Source organism: Cyclobacteriaceae bacterium, assembly GCA_025808415.1.
Lineage (GTDB): Bacteria > Bacteroidota > Bacteroidia > Cytophagales > Cyclobacteriaceae > UBA2336.
Genome location: CP075525.1, coordinates 439998 through 457802, shown reverse-complemented (window position 1 = coordinate 457802; position 17805 = coordinate 439998). Strand labels below are relative to the sequence as shown.

Annotated in this window: 16 protein-coding genes; 3 read left to right on the top strand and 13 right to left on the bottom strand. The window is 44.7% G+C overall.

Annotated elements, in window-relative coordinates; all coding sequences use genetic code 11:
* The first annotated feature begins 144 nt into the window (after nucleotides 1-144).
* Nucleotides 145-915: a segregation/condensation protein A gene (locus KIT51_02065; GenBank protein ID UYN87085.1), complete on the top strand. Its 771-nt coding sequence runs from the start codon at nucleotides 145-147 to the stop codon at nucleotides 913-915.
* Here the strand turns inward: KIT51_02065 and KIT51_02060 are convergent, their stop codons facing one another.
* The 10 genes from KIT51_02060 to KIT51_02015 form a co-directional block, all read right to left on the bottom strand.
* Nucleotides 916-2343: a TolC family protein gene (locus tag KIT51_02060; protein ID UYN87084.1), complete on the bottom strand. Its 1428-nt coding sequence runs from the start codon at nucleotides 2341-2343 to the stop codon at nucleotides 916-918.
* 2 nt (nucleotides 2344-2345) lie between these two features.
* Nucleotides 2346-5408: an efflux RND transporter permease subunit gene (locus tag KIT51_02055; protein UYN87083.1), complete on the bottom strand. Its 3063-nt coding sequence runs from the start codon at nucleotides 5406-5408 to the stop codon at nucleotides 2346-2348.
* A 14-nt stretch (nucleotides 5409-5422) separates the two neighbouring features.
* Nucleotides 5423-6514 (bottom strand): efflux RND transporter periplasmic adaptor subunit, encoded by a 1092-nt coding sequence (locus KIT51_02050; protein ID UYN87082.1) that lies wholly within the window; start codon nucleotides 6512-6514, stop codon nucleotides 5423-5425.
* Between the two features lie 15 nt (nucleotides 6515-6529).
* Nucleotides 6530-7138 (bottom strand): dephospho-CoA kinase, encoded by a 609-nt coding sequence (gene coaE / locus KIT51_02045; protein ID UYN87081.1) that lies wholly within the window; start codon nucleotides 7136-7138, stop codon nucleotides 6530-6532.
* Nucleotides 7139-7144: 6 nt separating this feature from the next.
* Nucleotides 7145-8077: a hypothetical protein gene (locus KIT51_02040; protein UYN87080.1), complete on the bottom strand. Its 933-nt coding sequence runs from the start codon at nucleotides 8075-8077 to the stop codon at nucleotides 7145-7147.
* 27 nt (nucleotides 8078-8104) lie between these two features.
* The gene (gene yajC / locus KIT51_02035; GenBank protein UYN87079.1) at nucleotides 8105-8419 is read right to left on the bottom strand and encodes a preprotein translocase subunit YajC; all 315 of its coding nucleotides are present in this window, start codon (nucleotides 8417-8419) and stop codon (nucleotides 8105-8107) included.
* Between the two features lie 94 nt (nucleotides 8420-8513).
* Nucleotides 8514-9011, bottom strand: a complete 498-nt coding sequence (locus KIT51_02030) for a DUF1573 domain-containing protein (protein UYN88472.1) — start codon at nucleotides 9009-9011, stop codon at nucleotides 8514-8516.
* Nucleotides 9012-9072: 61 nt separating this feature from the next.
* Nucleotides 9073-9381 carry a YtxH domain-containing protein gene (locus KIT51_02025; GenBank protein UYN87078.1) on the bottom strand — a complete coding sequence of 103 codons (309 nt, stop codon included), beginning with the start codon at nucleotides 9379-9381 and terminating at the stop codon, nucleotides 9073-9075.
* 143 nt (nucleotides 9382-9524) lie between these two features.
* Entirely contained in the window at nucleotides 9525-10661 is a 1137-nt protein-coding gene (nusB, locus tag KIT51_02020) for a transcription antitermination factor NusB (protein UYN87077.1), read from the bottom strand.
* Nucleotides 10662-10742: 81 nt separating this feature from the next.
* Nucleotides 10743-11783, bottom strand: coding sequence for a Glu/Leu/Phe/Val dehydrogenase (locus KIT51_02015; GenBank protein ID UYN88471.1), 1041 nt, complete (start codon nucleotides 11781-11783; stop codon nucleotides 10743-10745).
* Between the two features lie 236 nt (nucleotides 11784-12019).
* Here KIT51_02015 and KIT51_02010 point away from each other — a divergent pair, with 236 nt between their 5' ends.
* Entirely contained in the window at nucleotides 12020-13816 is a 1797-nt protein-coding gene (locus tag KIT51_02010; protein ID UYN87076.1) for an ABC transporter ATP-binding protein, read from the top strand.
* Here KIT51_02010 and KIT51_02005 read toward each other — a convergent pair whose 3' ends face one another.
* The 3 genes from KIT51_02005 to truA all read right to left on the bottom strand — a co-directional run bounded on the left by KIT51_02005 (nucleotide 13817) and on the right by truA (nucleotide 17173).
* The gene (locus KIT51_02005; GenBank protein UYN87075.1) at nucleotides 13817-14551 is read right to left on the bottom strand and encodes a hypothetical protein; all 735 of its coding nucleotides are present in this window, start codon (nucleotides 14549-14551) and stop codon (nucleotides 13817-13819) included. It abuts the gene before it with no gap.
* A 74-nt stretch (nucleotides 14552-14625) separates the two neighbouring features.
* Nucleotides 14626-16398: an ABC transporter ATP-binding protein gene (locus KIT51_02000; GenBank protein UYN87074.1), complete on the bottom strand. Its 1773-nt coding sequence runs from the start codon at nucleotides 16396-16398 to the stop codon at nucleotides 14626-14628.
* Between the two features lie 25 nt (nucleotides 16399-16423).
* Nucleotides 16424-17173, bottom strand: a complete 750-nt coding sequence (truA, locus tag KIT51_01995) for a tRNA pseudouridine(38-40) synthase TruA (protein ID UYN87073.1) — start codon at nucleotides 17171-17173, stop codon at nucleotides 16424-16426.
* 144 nt (nucleotides 17174-17317) lie between these two features.
* Here truA and KIT51_01990 point away from each other — a divergent pair, with 144 nt between their 5' ends.
* Entirely contained in the window at nucleotides 17318-17767 is a 450-nt protein-coding gene (locus KIT51_01990) for a DUF4293 domain-containing protein (GenBank protein UYN87072.1), read from the top strand.
* Nucleotides 17768-17805: the final 38 nt, after the last annotated feature.

The following is a 17805-nucleotide window of genomic DNA, read 5'->3' as shown; positions in this document are numbered from 1 at the left end:
TAACTATTTATTATGTTTAACAGGGTCATTTCTAACCCATTAGGCCATAAAAGTACATATTTCACGCGTTCGGATGTGAATTAATTCTCCAGTACCTCATTTTAACCCATCCATATCAATAATTGGGATAAATTTGCGCCTCTTATGGATACAGCAACACGCGATAATTTTGAGGTAAGGCTCCCCCTTTTTGAAGGCCCTTTTGATCTTTTGCTCTTTTTCATTGAGCGGGACGAACTGGATATCTATGATATCCCTATCGCCAAAATCACGAACGATTTCCTGGATTACCTTCACCATTTGGATACCCTTAACGTAGATGTTGCCAGTGAATTCATATTGGTAGCGGCTACGCTTATGCGCATCAAGTCAAAAATGCTTTTACCAAGGCCGCAGGTTGATGAACAAGGCAACGAAATTGATCCCCGCGAAGAGTTGGTGAAACACTTGCTGGAGTACAAAAAATATAAATCGGTGATCGACAGTTTCCACAAAATGGAGGAAACCGAGTTGATGAAAGAGAAGCGCGGCAACCTGATGAAGGAACTAAAAGCGCTTGCCGAAAGCAGCAACGTTGAAGCGGAACTTCAAGATGTTGATTTGTTTAAACTGATGACTGTTTTTGAAAAAGTGCTGAAGCGCTTTGAGGCTGAAAAGAATAAACCCGTACATCAGGTTATTCAATATCCATACACCATCGAAGAACAAAAAAATTACTTGCTCAATGAAGTAGCCACAAAAGAGCGTGTGTCCTTCCTGGATATTGTGGAGACTTATAAAACGCGTATCGCACTAATTTTTAACTTCTTGTCGATACTTGAATTATTGGCCGTAGGTCAGTTAGGGATACAGGTAGGCGAAGGATACAATAATTTCTGGCTTACCAAGGCAGGGGAGATTCAGGCTACTGCCTGATTATTTTTTTGTTGGCCTCGCTTCGTACTGGTCAACCAAACCACCGGTTAGCCGTATCAGATCGGTTTTGCTGGCCAGCACACTGAAAATAGCCTGATAATTTTCAAGCGCTGAATTTTGGTAGGCTTCCTGAACAATGCGCAAGTCAATGGCGCTTAACGCCCCGTTTTTGTAGCGCTCGTTTCCCAGTTCCAGGTTAAGCTCGGCTGCCTTAAGTTTTATATTGGCAATATTGGCCACCTGCCTCAGCAGGTTGTACTGATCAAAAGTTATCAGCAAATCGTTTTTGAGGGAAAGTTTTAATTGATCAATATCAAGTTGTGCTATTTTCTCCCGCACCTGGGCATTTTCGATGTTGCGTTTTATCTGGCCTCCGTTAAAAAGCGTGTACCGCATGGTGAAGTTGCCATAGGCACCGTAGGAATATCCATCATTGGTTTGGTTAACCAATATCCTGGAGGGCACCGTGTTCGTTACAGGAGAGTTGACGTCTCCATTTAAATAACCCACTACGTTAGTAACATCCGGGCCGGTATTGGAACCAAAGTTTGCATTCAATCGATCCAGTGATCCGTTAGCCCCCACGTTTAATGTGATGGTCGGGTACCTGTCAGAGAGTGCCGCACGTGTAGCTAACCGCAGTAACTCCTGGTTGATGAACTGGTTGCGCAGGTTGGTATTGGTAGATGACATTTTTCGTTGCAAGTCATCAAACTGGTACGCCTCATCAAGAAACTCCAGTGAATCGGTAAGCTCATAGGCCGTTTCCAGGTCTTCGTTTAGCACCAGGTTAAGGTTGCGCAGGGTATTCTTGTAGGTTAGTTCCTGCAGCAGGTAATTCGTGGAGTCGGTGAGGTAATCATTTTGTGCCTGCAATACATCAAATGTAATAGCTCCGCCCAATTCCTTCCGAAGTTTCACATAATCGAAGCGCTCGCGCGAGAAATCCATAACACGCTTTCGCAGTACGGTACGTTCCCGCTCCATCAGCGCCTGGTAATACCCTAGTATAATCGATTGTATAGTGCCTTCTATAACCAAGGTGGCATTGCCATAACTCAACGCTTCCAGTTGCTCCAACCTGCGTTTTGACACACGAATGAAAAAACCATCAAACAGCACAAACTGCACATCCAGTTGGCCGATAAGGTTATCCGATATGTTTTGCCCGGGCACTGCAAAGGGGTTGGCCGGTTGGCGATACGTAATGTTATTATTCTGATTAGCATTTAAGTTCACTAACGGCAGCATACCCGCCATGCCGATGGTGTTATTGCCGGTAGCAATGTCTATCTCCAGTTTTTGAATCTGAACATCAAAGTTTTTCTGCAACCCGATTTCGATGGCGCGCGCCAGGCTTAACGGTTGCTGCGCGTATAAAAAGTATGGTCCAACAATTAAAAAAAATAGTACTACAAAATTCCTCATATCTACTGTTGGGTGGCTGTTCCAAATTGTTTGCTGCTGAAATATGAATAAATGGCCGGAATAACATAAAGCGTGAGCACCGTGGCAAACAACAATCCCCCGATAACGGCAATGCCCATCGATACGCGGCTTTCCGAGCCCGCACCAAGTGCCAACGCAATGGGCAAGATGCCCAGAATGGTTGACATGCTCGTCATGATAATAGGCCTGAAGCGCGATTCGGCAGCATCAATTACGGCATCAAGCTTTTGCATACCTTGTTCTTTGCGTTGGTTCGCGAATTCAACAATCAAAATCCCATTCTTTGTCACCAATCCAATCAGCATAATAATACCGATCTGGCTGAACACATTCAGGGTTTGATCGAAATACCAAAGTGAAAGCAGGGCCCCGGCCAACGCCAAGGGTACGGTAAACATAATGATGAACGGATCGCGGAAGCTTTCGAACTGGCCTGCCAACACCAGGTAAATAATGGCCAACGCAATTAAAAATGCCTGGTAAATGGTAGATGAGCTTTCTGCAAATTCGCGCGAGGTACCGTCAAGACTTGTGCTGTAGGATTCATCCAGAACTTCCCTGGCAATCCGCCTCATTTCCTCAATGCCTTCACCCAACGAAACACCGGTTGCTAACTGTGCGCTTACCTTTGCCGATGAGTAACGGTTAAACCGGTAGAGCTGAGGGGGGCTGCTTTGTTCACTCATAGTAACCAGGTTATCCAATTGGATAAGTTCCCCGCGCCTGTTTTTTACATACAGCGTTTTCAAGTCAAGTGGTTCGTTCCTGTTTTGCCGTTCTACCTGGCCAATGATCTGGTACTGTTTACCATCCATAATAAAGTTTCCGAACCTTGATCCGCTCAAGCCCAGTTGCAAGGTTTGGGCAATATCAAAAACATTTACGCCCAGGCTTCGGGCCTTATCGCGGTTAATGGAGACATTGATCTCCGGCTTATTGAATTTCAAATCAAGATCGACAAAGGTAAATTTCGGGCTGGCGGATGCTTTTGATACAAACTCAGGCAGCACTTCCTTCAATTGCTCAAGCTCAGGTGCCTGTATTACAAACTGCACGGGCAACCCCCCGCGCCTGTCGCCTATAGTTTGTGCCTGAGTTACGAATGTACGCACACCCGTCATGCTGCGCATCTTTTTGGTAACATCATCCACAACTTGTTGTTGGGTACGTGTGCGCTCGTGCGCATCGCTTAACATCACGCGAACAAAACCCGAGTTAACTCCCCCTCCTGCAAAACCCGGGGCTGTAACACTTATAGTGCCGCGTCTTTCGGGTATCCAACCGCTGTTTACAGAATCCGTAATTGCGTAAACATACCGATCCATATATTCATAGGTAGCGCCTTCAGGGGCTTGCATCTGCATCCTGAATTCACCACGGTCCTCCATAGGGGCTAATTCGGTTGGTAGTTTGGCGCCCAGCAAGTAAATCAATCCTGCGGCCAAAAAAACAATAAGAAACCCGATCCAACGGATTTTCATAAAACCATGAAGCGAGGAAGCGTACCGGGTAGTAAGCCAATTGAAAAAAGGTTCGGTTTTGCGGTAAAGCCAAGGTTGTTCTTTTCTTCTTTTCAGGATACGTGAACACATCATGGGCGTGAGCGAAAGTGAAACAAATGATGAAATCACCACAGCGCCCGCCACCACTAAACCAAATTCGCGGAAAAGTTTACCGGTAAGCCCTTGTAAAAAGATAACCGGTAAAAACACCGCTACCACGGCTACGGTAGTTGAGATCACGGCAAAATAAATTTCGGTTGAACCACGACTGGCAGCTTGTTGGGGTTCCTCGCCCTCTTCAATTTTTGTGTAGATATTTTCCAACACTACAATGGCATCATCAACCACCAAGCCTATGGCTAATACTATACCTAACAGGGTTAACACATTGATGGTAAAACCCAGCAGGTACATCAGGAAGAACGTACCGATAAGGGAAATGGGTATGGTTACTACAGGTATTAAGGTTGTGCGCCAATCGCGCAGGAAGATAAAAATAATGGATAGTACCAGCACAAATGCAATGATGATCGTTTCCTGCACTTCGCGGATGGAAGCCCTGATATACTGGGTTGAGTCGTAGCTAAGCAGCACTTCCACATCGGGTGGAAGGTCACGCTTGATTTGTTCCAATCGCTTATAAAGCCTGTCGGCAATATCAATGTTATTGGCACCCGGTTGTGCAACAATGGCCAGGGCCACACTGGGAATGCCATCCCTTCGCAAAATTGTACGATCATTTTCTGCACCCAGTTTAGCATAACCCACATCGTTGAATCGCACCACATTGTCACCTTGTTCTTTAATAATGAGGTTGTTGAAATCATCTTCGGTAACCAGCCTGCCTACGGTGCGAACGGTTAGTTCGGTTGATTCGCCTTCTACCCGGCCAGAAGGTAGTTCAACATTTTCGCGGTTCAAGGCCTGCAATACATCCGAAGGTGCCAGTTGTAGCGAGGCCAGCTTAATGGGATCCATCCACAACCGCATGGAATACCTGCGTTGACCCCAAATGTTTACTACACTTACGCCCGGAATAGTCTGTAAGCGTTCTTTAAAATAAATTTCTGCAATGCGCGAAAGCTCAAGCAAATCGCGCTTATCGCTTACCACCGAAAAGAAAATGATCGGACTGGAGTCGGCATCCGCTTTCGAAACTACAGGCGGGTCCACATCGGGGGGTAGGTTTCTTATGGCACCCGAAACTTTATCGCGTACATCGTTGGCGGCAGCCTCCAGGTCAACACCTAATTCAAATTCAACAGTAATATTACTGCGGCCTTCACGGCTTGATGAGGTTATGGTTCGGATACCGGAAATTCCATTAATGGCATCTTCCAGTGGCTCGGTAATTTGTGACTCAATAATATCAGCATTGGCGCCAACGTAATTGGTCGATACGGAAATAACCGGAGGATCCACACTGGGAAATTCACGAACGCCCAGGTAGGTAAAACCAATTATACCAAACAGCACGATCACCAGCGACATCACAATCGCCAGGACCGGTCTCTTAATACTTACATTTGATAACCCTGCCATTTCCTTTTAGTTTTTTACTCCACCCTTCTCAAACGTGTTACCGACACCGGCAAACCATTGCGCATTTGTAAAATACCCGTAGTTATTATGGTGTCGCCTTTTGCGAGGCCGTTTATTATCTCAACATTTTTATCGGTACGTAACCCAATCTCTACCTTTGCTTCTGTAGCTACTCCGTTTTTCGCCTTAAATACTTTATGCCCGTTCAGTTCAGGGACAATCGCCTCGGAAGGCACAAGCAATGCGTTGTCAATGGTTTGAAGGATTAATTCAACGCGAACAAATTGGCCGGGTAACAATAGGTTGCCGGTGTTATCGGCCAAAGCCCTAACCCTTAACGTTCGTGTGCTCGCATCAATTTGCGGCTCAATGGCATAAACTTCTCCTTCCAATACGCGCGAATCGTTCTCAATGGTGAAGAAGATTTTTTTACCTGCCTTAACCTGCGTACTGTAACGGCCCGGAACAGCAAATTCTATTTTTGCAGGACTTAAGTTATACAGGGTAGCAATTGTTGTGTTTGAGTTAATGTAGGCTCCCTCACTTACAAAGCGAAGGCCTATGGTACCATTAAAAGGCGCCCGTATTTTAGTTTTGGCCAATTGAGCCTCGAGCAATTTAATATCAGCTGTAGTGGTGTTTAGGCGGTTCAGCGCATTGTCGTACTCTTCCTGGCTTATCGCGTCTTTCTCCAGCAGTTTGCGTTGCCTGAATTCATTGTCCTCGTTGAGTTTAAGGTTGTATTTCTGTTTTACCAGTTGGGCGTCCAGTTCGTCATCGTTGATCTCAATCAACAAGTCGCCTTTGTTTACTTGCTTTCCTTCCCTAAAAAAGATGCCTGATATTTTACCGGCAACCTCGCTCCTGATTTCTAAAGACTCGTTCGGTAAAACAGAACCTGTTATAATCAATTTGTTATCCAACCGTTCAGGTGCTAACAATATACCCTCTACCGGCAGCTTTGCCTGGTTAGCGGCTGATGGATTTCCTGCAGTGATGGGTGCATCCGACTCAGAACTAAATAAATTTAGTTTGGGCAGCGCCAACAGAAACAGAATAACGACTACAATTACACCTGTAAAAATTTTCTTTTTCATACTCTGCAAAAATATTCTTGCCGCTTAGTTGTTTATGCCTTGCGTAAATAGCTGGTGTAGTTTAAGCACCTGGGGGAGAACCATTTGGCTATTATCGTTCATGACAACAAAATCAGCATGCGCCAGTTTTAGTTCGGCATCCATCTGGTTTTTGATTATCCCTTTTATATCCTGTTCGCTGCGATGAGGGTCGCGCTGCTTTACACGTGCCACACGAACAGCTTCCGGGGCATGAACAACAATTACTTTGTCCAGTGCTTTATAGGATCCTGACTCGTAAAGCAACGCAGCCTCTTTCAGCACATACGCATGCTCCCGTTGCTTATCCAACCATTTTAAATAATCCTCTCCAACACGCGGATGCACCAACTTGTTTAAAACTTCCAGCCGTTCTGGGTTATTGAAAACCGTGCCTGCCAGGTAGTTCCTGTTCAAACTTCCATCCGCATGGTACGACAAACCTCCGAATTCTTTTTTGATCTGCATGACCAATATTCCATCGGTGGTCATAACCGATTTCGCTCGGCTGTCTGCATCATAAACGGGTACGCCCAGGCAAGCAAACATTCGGCACACCAGGCTTTTGCCTGAGCCAATACCCCCTGTAATGCCTATTTGTAGTGGCCTTTTCATAAAGGGTCAATAACTTATGTGAAGTGTATCGATGCTGACCAGATTCGCAAACTTGCTAAGCCCATTGAGGCGGGGTATAATTTTATGATGGCCCTTACCCAGCCCGGCCAAGTCCACAACAGCAGTAACCTGTTGGTCAATTGTATTTAAACTTGCGGGCAGTTGGTAGGTAAAGTGAACTTCTTTTACCTGTATAAAAGGCTTGAGTTCTTTGGGAAGGTTTATGACCTGAAGAGCAGTTGTATCTGACACCTGAATCAACCGGTCTGCTAAAAGGCTCACCATAACAACAGGTGGGTTAGCGGTAATTAATTCGCTGCTTAACTCAACTTCAATCCGATCGCTAAAGGGCTTATCGATATTCCGGGGCAATGATAAAGCAATAGCACCCGGTAAAGCATTTACCAGGCTTTGCGGCCCCTCCAGCCAAACCGAGTCGGGTTCAATGCGCACCTCACTGGCCAGGCCAAAATCCTTTTTGATAAATTGCTCAACCTGTTCAACCGTTAACGAAACTTTGCGCTTCACCTTCGGGTCAATGTTTAGGTGAATCGTATCGGTTAGCACAAAATTTATCTGGATGCCTTCCAGTTGCGTTGAAAGAAGCGGGGGCAGCGAAGCACCAACAATCTTTTTTACCTCGGCTGGGTTTTCAAGGGGTATGCGCAGTGGCGTAACTTTTAAACCCGAACTTTTTCGAAAAAGATCCCAGCCTAAACCGCTTACATTGAGCCTGACCTGATCGGGCAAGGCTTTAACCGGAATATAAGCCTCCTCATCATACTCAAAGGCCAGGGGAAAATTTATGTTGGCCGAGTAGCTTTTATTGAGTGCATTGAATATCCAAAAAACAGCTGCCGCAAATACACATAGTAATACTGCCTTCCAATTGCGGTTGTTGAAGCGAAGAAAGTTAAATATCGAGTTAATAAAACTCATGGCAAGCGGCAGCGGGTTGGTTCATGCTCACGCACCTTTATTGGCGGCTTTGGTGGCCTCCATAGAAATCGCAGACTTGTTGAACCGTATCCTTCCTCCTTTTTCTATTTCTAAAATAAATGTATCGTTTTCCAGTTCAGCAACACGGCCATGCGCCCCGCCAATGGTAACCACGTAATCACCTTTCTGGATTTCATCGGTGAATTTTTTCTGGTCTTTTGCCTTCTTCTGCTGCGGGCGGATCATGAAAAAATAAAAGATCACGATCATGAGGCCCATCATAATGTAAAAACTATAATTACTGCCTTGTGCTTGTGCCTGTAAGAGAATTGTATGGATCATAATTTTTAAAAATTGAATGTCAAAGTTAGGGTTAAAAACAAGCATCCCAAACCCTTGCGGGTTTGGGATGCCGTTGTAGTGTTTTGTAGTTATTTTATTTCGCTGGGCCTTGCGATTCGGCTTTTGGTGTAACCATAGCTTTAAAGCTAAGCACGGTTGACTTCGGCCAGGTGTTAGCTGTTACCGTTACGGTTTTATGCTGCATGTTAGGCTTTCCGTTGCTGTCAAATTCCGCTTTTACAAAGCCCTGGCCACCTACTGGTATCGGCTCTTTTGACCACTCCGGAACTGTACAGCCGCACGAAGGCTGTGCATTCTGGATGATGAGCGGAGCCTCGCCAACGTTCTTGAATTTATAGGTGTAAGTTACTTTTGTTCCTTCCTGTATGGTACCGAAATCGTGGTCAATTTTTTCAAACTGAATGACCGGTAGCGGGCCTTCAGGTTTTGTTTCTGGCTCCTGCGCAACAGGGTTATCGGTTGGGGTTACAGAAACGGGCGACCGTTTGTTGCCCTCCAACTCAGAAAGCCTGGCTTCCAACGCGGCAATTTTCTTCTCGGCATCCTTGTCTTTACATGCGGTAAAGAGCACGGCAATCAAACCCATTATCCAAATACTTTTTCTCATTAACATAATTGTTCGCATTTAACTGTTATTTATTCTTACCCTTAATCTGATCTAAAAGTTCATCAACATCTTCCAAAAGTTTTTCAGCCTTTACTTTGGCATCATCCACCACTTTTTGTCCCATAGACTTCGCTTCCGATGTAAGCGGGGTTTCCTTTCCGTCCACAAAATCGTTGATCAACCGCTGCAACATGTCTTTATATTTCTCCAACTGAAAAGACAGTTTCTGACGGGTGTGTTCACCTTTGTCGGGGGCATACAAAATGCCCAAAATAGCCCCGGCTGCAGCGCCAGCCAGAAAAGCTATTAATGTATTTCCACTCTTTTTGCTCATAGAACCTCAAATTTGACCAGTATTTTCTTTAAACCAATAACAAATGGGGCAAATGGCCAAAAAACCACTCAAAAATACTATTCGCAAAGGTTTAGTAACAGACAAACAGCCTGAAAATTGAACTGTTAACGGGTTTTTAACAATTACTTGTTGTCCATTAGCCCCCTGCCGCTTTTCTTGATTCCACCCTGGGTTTTCAATTCTTTCGAAATAACATCCAGTATGCCATTAACAAACTGGCGGCTTTTTGGCGTGCTGTAGTTTTTAGCCAGTTCAATGTATTCATTAATGGTAACTTTTACAGGAATACTGGGGAAGCTGATCAGTTCGGTGATAGCCATTTCCAGGATAACCCTGTCGGTTAAAGGCAAGCGTTCAACCTCCCAGTTGCGGGTATTGTCGGCAATTAGTTTATGGTGTTCGGCTTTCAGTTCTATTGATCCTGTAAACAACTGTTCAATAAAATGAAGGTCATCTTCCCAGTTGAGCGAAAGTTGATGGAGTTGCAGGGCTTCACCGGATTTTGGGTCGTATGATTTTACCGTTTTCTCAACCATGCCTTTCACGATGTCGCGATCTTCGGCCCAGTGCAAAATCTCTTCTTCGAAAAAGTCATTGATAATGGTTTTGCCCAACACAATTCTTCGGAAGAAATGATTGATCAGTTTTTTTTGATCTTCCTGCGATGGGTTTTTCTTGTCCAGGTAGGCCATGTACTCATGGTCTTGCTTTACCACATCGCGCAACCATAGCCGTACACGCTCAAAATTCTTTTCCCAGGAAACATTCAGCCTGAGTGATTCCTTTTTGAGTTCATTGCTTTTTTGAAAAGCCTCTATCCATTGGTTGTTTATGAAGTTGCCATGATTGATTTTTTTATCGGCCTTGGCCGCATCAGCCGTGGAAACGGCCAGCATTAAAACGGATATGTACTGCCTGTAAATTTTTTCAACATCTTGCGAGAGGCTTTTTTTGAATGCGGTAGCATCTTTACGCACAGCTTTTTCATAGTGTGCCAATGCGGCTTTTACAACCGATACTATTTTTTCATCATCGTTGGCAAGTGGGGCATTCTTCTCAAATACTTTATCTAATAGTTTTATGGCCTCTTTTCGCTGGCGGGTTAACTCCTTTTTATCTTGAACCTCCATGGAATTGAGATCAGGCTCGAATGCACGTTCTACTTCATCCTTGCACAGGAGGTAATTGGCTTCTTTGCCTTGGTGAAAGGCAAAGAGGCTTTGCATGACTTTTATGCGGAGGCTTCTGCGGTTAAGCATGTTTCAAAGAACGGGTAAAAATAGAATAAAAAAGTCGTCTGCTAAGGTAATAACAGACGACTTTACAAAATAACTTATGAATTACCGGGGTATTCTCACCCGTCCTACTTCTTCAATGCGCTTTTCGGCAAGTTTAATGGCTGCTTCCTGCGTGTTGATTTTCTCTTTTTCTGCGTAGTTGATAATATTCAAGCAGGTTGTGTAAATGCCTTCTGCCTGCTCAAACACTCTGGCGCGGTTGTAGTTACCCAGGTATTCGTTGTAAACATTGATTAGTCCGCCAGCATTAATTAAGAAATCCGGTGCATAGGTAATGCCGCGGTCAATCAGCATATAGCCATGCTTTACTTCATCCTTCAACTGGTTGTTGGCTGCACCCGCTACAATACTGCATTTTAAGCGCGGGATGGTGTTATCATTCAAGGTAGCGCCCAGTGCACACGGGGCGTAAATATCCACGTCCAGATCGTACACGGCATCCATAGGCACGGCTTTCACACCAAACTTTTGTGCCAATGCTTTTACTTTTTCGTCAGAAATATCTGTGATATAGACCTGTGCATTTTCTTTCGCCAAATGCTCAACGAGGTTCATACCTACCTGGCCCACACCCTGCACCACAACTTTTTTGTTCGCCAGGCTATCGCTTCCAAAAACTCGCTTTGCAGCAGCCTTCATGCCCACAAATGTTCCGTAGGCCGTAACCGGTGAAGGGTCACCGCCTCCGCCCATGGATTCAGGTAAGCCTGTAACATGTTTTGTTTCCATGCTGATGAATTCCATATCAGCTGTTTTCATGTTTACGTCCTCGGCCGTGATGTACTTACCACTCAGGCTGTTCACAAATTTTCCAAAGCGCCTCATAAAGGCTTCTGTCTTCATGGTTTTGGCATCGCCAATAATTACCGCTTTGCCACCACCCAGGTTCAACCCACTGATGGATGCTTTAAACGTCATGCCGCGTGATAGGCGTAGCACATCGGTTAATGCTTCCTGTTCATTAGCGTAATTCCACATGCGTGTGCCGCCCAATGCAGGACCTAATGTTGTGTTGTGAATGGCAATGATCGACTTAAGCCCTGTTGCTTCGTCATAACAAAATACAACCTGCTCGTGCCCCATTTGAGCCACCGTACCAAACAGTCCGGCTTGCTCTACTTTCTCTAGTTCTTTGATCTCCATCAGATTTGTTTTAGTGATGATTGTGCTACTTTTACAAGCCGCATCTTGCGGCAAAAACTCCTCTTGAAAACGATACAAAGGTACCTGTTTTTACCTTCATTTCAACGAACTCAAACGTTTGCATGAACTTAAAAAGCTTTATTTCGTTTTAAGAAGGGTTCACCAAATTTTATAGCATGAAGGAACTCAAATACCTCAATAAATATTTACTGAAATACAAGCGGCTAATCCTGTTGGGAACGCTGTTCGTAATTATCTCCAACGCTTTTCAAATTATTCCGGCACAACTGGTCAGGCACTCGATAAACCTGGTCACTGACAACATTAGTATCTATCGGGCATTTGAAGGGTTAACCTTGCAGCAGGATTTTTTCAAGGTATTTGCTTTTGGTATCCTGCTCTATGCAGGCTTGATTTTACTCATGGCATTTCTACGTGGATTTTTTCTATACCTCGTCAGGCAAACGCTCATCGTTATGTCCCGGCATGTGGAGTTTGATCTGAAAAATGAAATCTTCCAACATTACCAGGCGTTGCCGTTAAGTTTTTATCGCAGGAACAATACAGGCGATTTGATGAACCGTATCTCGGAAGATGTGAGCCGGGTAAGGATGTACCTGGGCCCAGCCATCATGTACGGGTTGCAATTGATTACGCTGTTCATGATGCTTATACCGGTAATGTTCAGCATCAGCACTACCCTTACCCTGTATGCGCTTATTCCATTGCCCCTGCTTTCTATCAGCATTTATTTCGTTAACAACATTATTGAAAGACGCTCCGAACAAATACAAAAGAGTCAGTCACGCCTTTCTACTTTTGTTCAGGAAGCCTTTAGCGGCATTCGTGTTTTAAAATCATTTAACCGCGAAAATGAATCGCTGCGAAAATTCGAACTGGAAAGCGATGAGTATAAAAGGCAATCGCTTAAGCTAACTAAAGTTCAATCGTTGTTCTTCCCGCTTATTATGGGGCTTATTGGCTTGAGCACGATATTAACCATTTATGCCGGCAGCACCGAGGTGATCAATGGCAACTTGTCGTTCGGTAACATTGCTGAATTTATTATTTACGTAAACTTGTTAACCTGGCCGGTAACTTCCCTGGGGTATACCAGCAGCCTTGTACACCGTGCCGAAGCTTCACAAAAAAGGATCAATGAATTTTTGAAAACACAACCTACTATTGTATCTGAGAAAAACCTTGAAAAAGAAATTCAAGGTAAAATTGAGTTCAGGAATGTTACCTTCATTTACCCCGATACAGGCATTACAGCCTTGAAAAATATTTCCTTTACGGTAAACCCGGGCGAATCATTGGCCATCATCGGCACAACCGGATCAGGAAAAAGTACCGTGTCGGCATTGGCTGCCCGTTTATACGATGTTCGCGAAGGGGAAATATTGATTGATGACATTCCTATTTCGCATTACAGTTTACATGCCTTGCGCAAACAAATCGGCTACGTGCCCCAGGATGTATTCCTGTTCAGCGACACCATTTCCAATAATATTTCTTTTGGGCTGGAAGAACCCAAGGAAGAAAAAATTTACCAGGCCGCCCGAGATGCTGATGTGTTCACCAACATTATGGCCTTTCCGCAAGGTTTTAACACCCGTGTTGGCGAGCGGGGCATTACGCTTTCAGGCGGGCAAAAACAACGGGTGTCAATTGCGCGCGCCATTGTTCACGATCCGAAAATTTTAATGCTGGATGATGCCCTTTCGGCTGTGGATACAAAGACTGAAAACAATATCCTTAACAGTCTTAAACGGATCATGCAGGGCCGCACAACCATTATCATTTCGCACCGTGTTTCTTCTGCCAAAATGGTTAACAAAATTATAGTGCTGGTGGATGGAAAAATTGTTGAAGAAGGTACGCACGAAGCGTTGTTGGCCATAAAAGGATTTTACAAGGACCTGTTTGATAAGCAAACGGCCATGGACGAATTGCAGGTTGCCGATGAATAATTAAAAGATATAACGCAACCCCACGCCCCCCTGGATTTTATAGAAGCCCGGATCGCGGAGCAAATCAACAAACACTTCCAACTCCATAAAAGCAGACACTGGCATTTTAAAATAAGAATATTCAATGCCGAGTGTGCCCTGGGCACCGTAAGTAAAACGGCTCCGCGTTATAAATTGTATTTTATTATCCAGTATACCATCGTTCAGCAAGTAGTCGTATTGGATATTCAAGCTGCGCCATTCCCAACCCAAACCTGCATAAGCCTGCAGCCCCTGGCTGATTTTATCGGCTTTGATGTGGTACAGAACTTTTATTTCGCCCACAAAATCGGATTTAGCCCGATGCGCCAGGTAAGTAGTAGTTTGGTTTTCCTGTAACGTATCCGGACGGGTAAATTCATTAAAAACCTGACGATAGTAGCTGCTGTAGAGCCCGCTGGCCGACCGGCCAAAATCCAGGCCGAACGAAAAATGTTTGTTGGCGTAGTACTTATAGGTTACGGCAAACGGATCGCCCAACTTTACGCCCAATCCATGGTATGGGTAACCCGTGTCTTCAAAAATAGGACAGATGGTTTTGGCTTTTGATCGGGGCACCCTGATGACGTTATAGTTATGCTGGGTGCGCGTGTGCATGAGCTTGCCCCCATGGTGGACTTTAGGCCTCTGCGCCCAGGCCGAAGTGGCCGAGAGGAGGCATAAGTTTAGGACAATCAGGTACTTCGAAAGGGGCATTAAGAGCAAATATAACCGATTTGGCATTATTTGCCGACCGCCAAGCTACTTTGGGTTATTAATCTGCCGAATGTTTAAACAAACTCTTTGTACTGCATTTTATAGAGTTGGGCATACGCACCATCTTTTGCCAACAGGTCATCATGCCTTCCTGTTTCGCGTATCTCGCCCAGGTCAAGCACCAGTATTTTATCAGCCTTTTGTATGGTGGATAAACGATGGGCAATAACAATAGATGTTCTTCCCTTCATCATTTTATCGATGGCTTGCTGGATCATTTGCTCGGTCTCACTATCCACTGATGAAGTAGCCTCATCCAACACCAGTATTTTAGGATCGTACACCATGGCGCGGATAAACGAAATCAATTGACGCTGACCAACAGAAAGTGTTGCACCGCGCTCCATCACGTTATACGAAAGTTGACCGGGCAGTCGCTCGATAAATTTTCGTGCACCCACCAGGTCGGCAGCATGCCAAACCATTTCTTCGGTTACTTCAGGGTTGCCCAGCGTAATGTTATTCATGATGGTATCGGAAAACAGGAAGACATCCTGAAGTACCACACCAATATTCCTTCGTAAGTGACCCAATTCATATTCGCGTATATCCAGGCCATCAACGGTTATTGTTCCTTTGTTGATTTCATAAAACCGGTTAAGCAGGTTAATGATGGATGATTTGCCGGCCCCGGTAGCCCCAACAAGGGCAATCATCTCGCCCGCTCTCACTTCAAAGCTCACATCTTTCAGCACGTACTCTTCGCCATCGTAAGCAAACCAAACATGGCTAAACTTTACTTCGCCATTTAAGTGCTCGGGTTGATGGGTGCCGTTGGGTTGAACGTGCTCATCATTGTCGATCAGGTTAATGATGCGTGATGAACTTACAATACCCATCTGCAAGGTGTTATACCGGTCAGCTATCATGCGAATGGGACGGAAGAACATCTGAATATACATAATGAACGCTATCAGCTTTCCAATAGTAATTCCTGTTTCTTCAAAGTTTATTGCACCCTTGGCTCCATACCATACCAGCAGACCTATACCGGCAGCCGCAATAATTTCTGCTACCGGAAAATAAATAGAGTAGTACAGCACCGACCGCAGGTTAGCTTGCTTATGTTCTTCATTAATAGCCTTGAATTTTTTATACTCCCGTTTCTCACTGGCAAAAATCTGAACCACGTTCATACCGGTTATATGTTCCTGCACAAAAGTGTTCAGGTTAGCTACGGCATTGCGCACATCGTTAAAGGCTACTTTAATTTTTTCCTTAAAGATGTATGTGGAGATCAGTAGCAAGGGTAGTGTCGCCAGGCTAAGCAAGGCCAATCGCCAATCCTGATAGAACATGAAACTCAAAATAAATATCAGCTGCAACAGATCACTGACCATGGCAGCCAGACCTTCGCTAAAAACATCCGCCAGGGTTTCTACATCGGAAATGGTGCGGGTAACTAACCTGCCAATAGGTGTTTTATCGAAAAAGCGCAAACGAAGACTCACCAGATGTTTAAACAAGGCGGTACGGATATCGCGAATAACCTGCTGCCCCATCCAGCCAGACATGTAGGTATGAACATACTGAGCAACTGACTGCACCAGCAGCAGACCCACAAGCGCCAGCATCATAATGGCCATGCCATGATAATCACCTGCTGCTACCTGGTTATCAAGTGTCCATTGAATAAGCAACGGACGAATGGGGGTAAGTATTCCAATGGCCAGTGTTAAGAAAATCAAAAAATAGAACCGGCCTTTATAGGGCTTCACAAACTTCATGATGCGCCTGAGCACTTTGAAGTCGATAATATTTCCGCTGCTAACCTGTTCTTTTTCCATTGAAGTCTCTTCGGGAGAGATGACGTTAGTCTATAAAAATTGATTTAGGATATTTAACTCGTACCAGGTACAATCCGTGCGGATCAACATTGGCACCTGCCTTCTTCCTGTCTTTACTATTGATGATACTTTTAAATTCGTTCATTGAAATTTTCCCTGTGCCAACATCCAATAAGGTACCTACAATAGCCCTTACCATGCCCCGCAAGAAACGATTAGCTGTAATGGTGAAAACCAGTTTCGCCCCATCTTGTTTCCAGGATGCTCGCTTAATGGTGCAAAGAAAGTGATTTACATCGGTCTTTACTTTGCTGAAGCACTCAAAATCATGTTCACCGCATAATAACGCAGCCGCCTTGTTCATGGTTTGGATGTTAACCGGTTTAAAGTAATGAAGCGCCAAACCGATCATCATAGGATCTTTTATCAGCGTAATGTGATATTCATAGGTTCGCTCAACGGCAGCATAACGGGCACTTGCATCAGGCTTAACAGTCTGGATGGAACGAATGGTTATATCACGAGGAAGAAAGGAATTAAGTCGGTGAAGTAGGTCTTGTCTTTTAAAGGGCTTCTCAATATCCGTGTGAAAAAACTGCTGAGTACAATGAACGCCTGTATCCGTTCTGCCACTACCCACAATTTTGATTTCCGAACGCAACAACTTACTCAAGGCATGCTCCACCACTGTCTGCACCCCGGTTGCATTGGCCTGGCTTTGCCAACCGGCATAGTTGGTTCCGTTGTATGCGATTTCAAAAAAATACCGGGGCATAGTAAAGTTATCAGGTGCGGTTTTTACGTCAAATTCACAACACGTTGTTCAGAATCACGATAGCATTTTACTGCTGAAGCGGTTGCGCTTTGAATCTTGAACCCTGAAGTGGTAATTTGCCGGCCAAGTTAAATGAACACTTCTATGTGGCAAAGAATTCAAACTGTATTTCTGATTATAACCATCGCTTCACTTTTAATAGCCTTAGTGCAACCCATCTGGCAAGTGCAGTCGGGTGATGCAACATTAACGTTAACACCTTTTTATTTGCTACAAGATAATTCATATGTCTACATGCCTTATTCCCTTACCGCCATACTTGCTGTGGCCGGCATTACCCTGGCCATCATTACCATCAGGCGTTACGACAACCGGCTGCTGCAAATCAAGCTTGGCGCATTAAACTCATTGGTGCTGGCCGGTTTTATGTTTAGCGCAGTAATCTTCACCTCAAAACTTTCCGAACAATATCAGGGTAGTGTTGGCATGGTTTGGCTCATATTGGCCGGGGTTGCCGTTATTTCAAATTGGCTGGCCATCAGGTTTATTAGGAGGGATGAGCGGTTAGTAAGGGATTCCGATAGACTGCGGTAACTGCTGCCAACCTGTCACCAAAACATCTTTGGAACAAC

What these genes read in the sequence shown, in the direction of transcription:
- KIT51_02065 (UYN87085.1), top strand. Translation starts at nt 145, where the DNA reads ATGGATACAGCAACACGCGATAATTTTGAGGTAAGGCTCCCCCTTTTT.
- KIT51_02025 (UYN87078.1), bottom strand. Translation starts at nt 9,381, where the DNA reads ATGAGCAAAAAGAGTGGAAATACATTAATAGCTTTTCTGGCTGGCGCT.
- KIT51_02040 (UYN87080.1), bottom strand. Translation starts at nt 8,077, where the DNA reads ATGAGTTTTATTAACTCGATATTTAACTTTCTTCGCTTCAACAACCGC.
- truA (UYN87073.1), bottom strand. Translation starts at nt 17,173, where the DNA reads ATGCCCCGGTATTTTTTTGAAATCGCATACAACGGAACCAACTATGCC.
- KIT51_02060 (UYN87084.1), bottom strand. Translation starts at nt 2,343, where the DNA reads ATGAGGAATTTTGTAGTACTATTTTTTTTAATTGTTGGACCATACTTT.
- KIT51_02055 (UYN87083.1), bottom strand. Translation starts at nt 5,408, where the DNA reads ATGGCAGGGTTATCAAATGTAAGTATTAAGAGACCGGTCCTGGCGATT.
- KIT51_02000 (UYN87074.1), bottom strand. Translation starts at nt 16,398, where the DNA reads ATGGAAAAAGAACAGGTTAGCAGCGGAAATATTATCGACTTCAAAGTG.
- nusB (UYN87077.1), bottom strand. Translation starts at nt 10,661, where the DNA reads ATGCTTAACCGCAGAAGCCTCCGCATAAAAGTCATGCAAAGCCTCTTT.
- coaE (UYN87081.1), bottom strand. Translation starts at nt 7,138, where the DNA reads ATGAAAAGGCCACTACAAATAGGCATTACAGGGGGTATTGGCTCAGGC.
- KIT51_02005 (UYN87075.1), bottom strand. Translation starts at nt 14,551, where the DNA reads ATGCCCCTTTCGAAGTACCTGATTGTCCTAAACTTATGCCTCCTCTCG.
- KIT51_02010 (UYN87076.1), top strand. Translation starts at nt 12,020, where the DNA reads ATGAAGGAACTCAAATACCTCAATAAATATTTACTGAAATACAAGCGG.
- yajC (UYN87079.1), bottom strand. Translation starts at nt 8,419, where the DNA reads ATGATCCATACAATTCTCTTACAGGCACAAGCACAAGGCAGTAATTAT.
- KIT51_02015 (UYN88471.1), bottom strand. Translation starts at nt 11,783, where the DNA reads ATGGGGCACGAGCAGGTTGTATTTTGTTATGACGAAGCAACAGGGCTT.
- KIT51_01990 (UYN87072.1), top strand. Translation starts at nt 17,318, where the DNA reads ATGTGGCAAAGAATTCAAACTGTATTTCTGATTATAACCATCGCTTCA.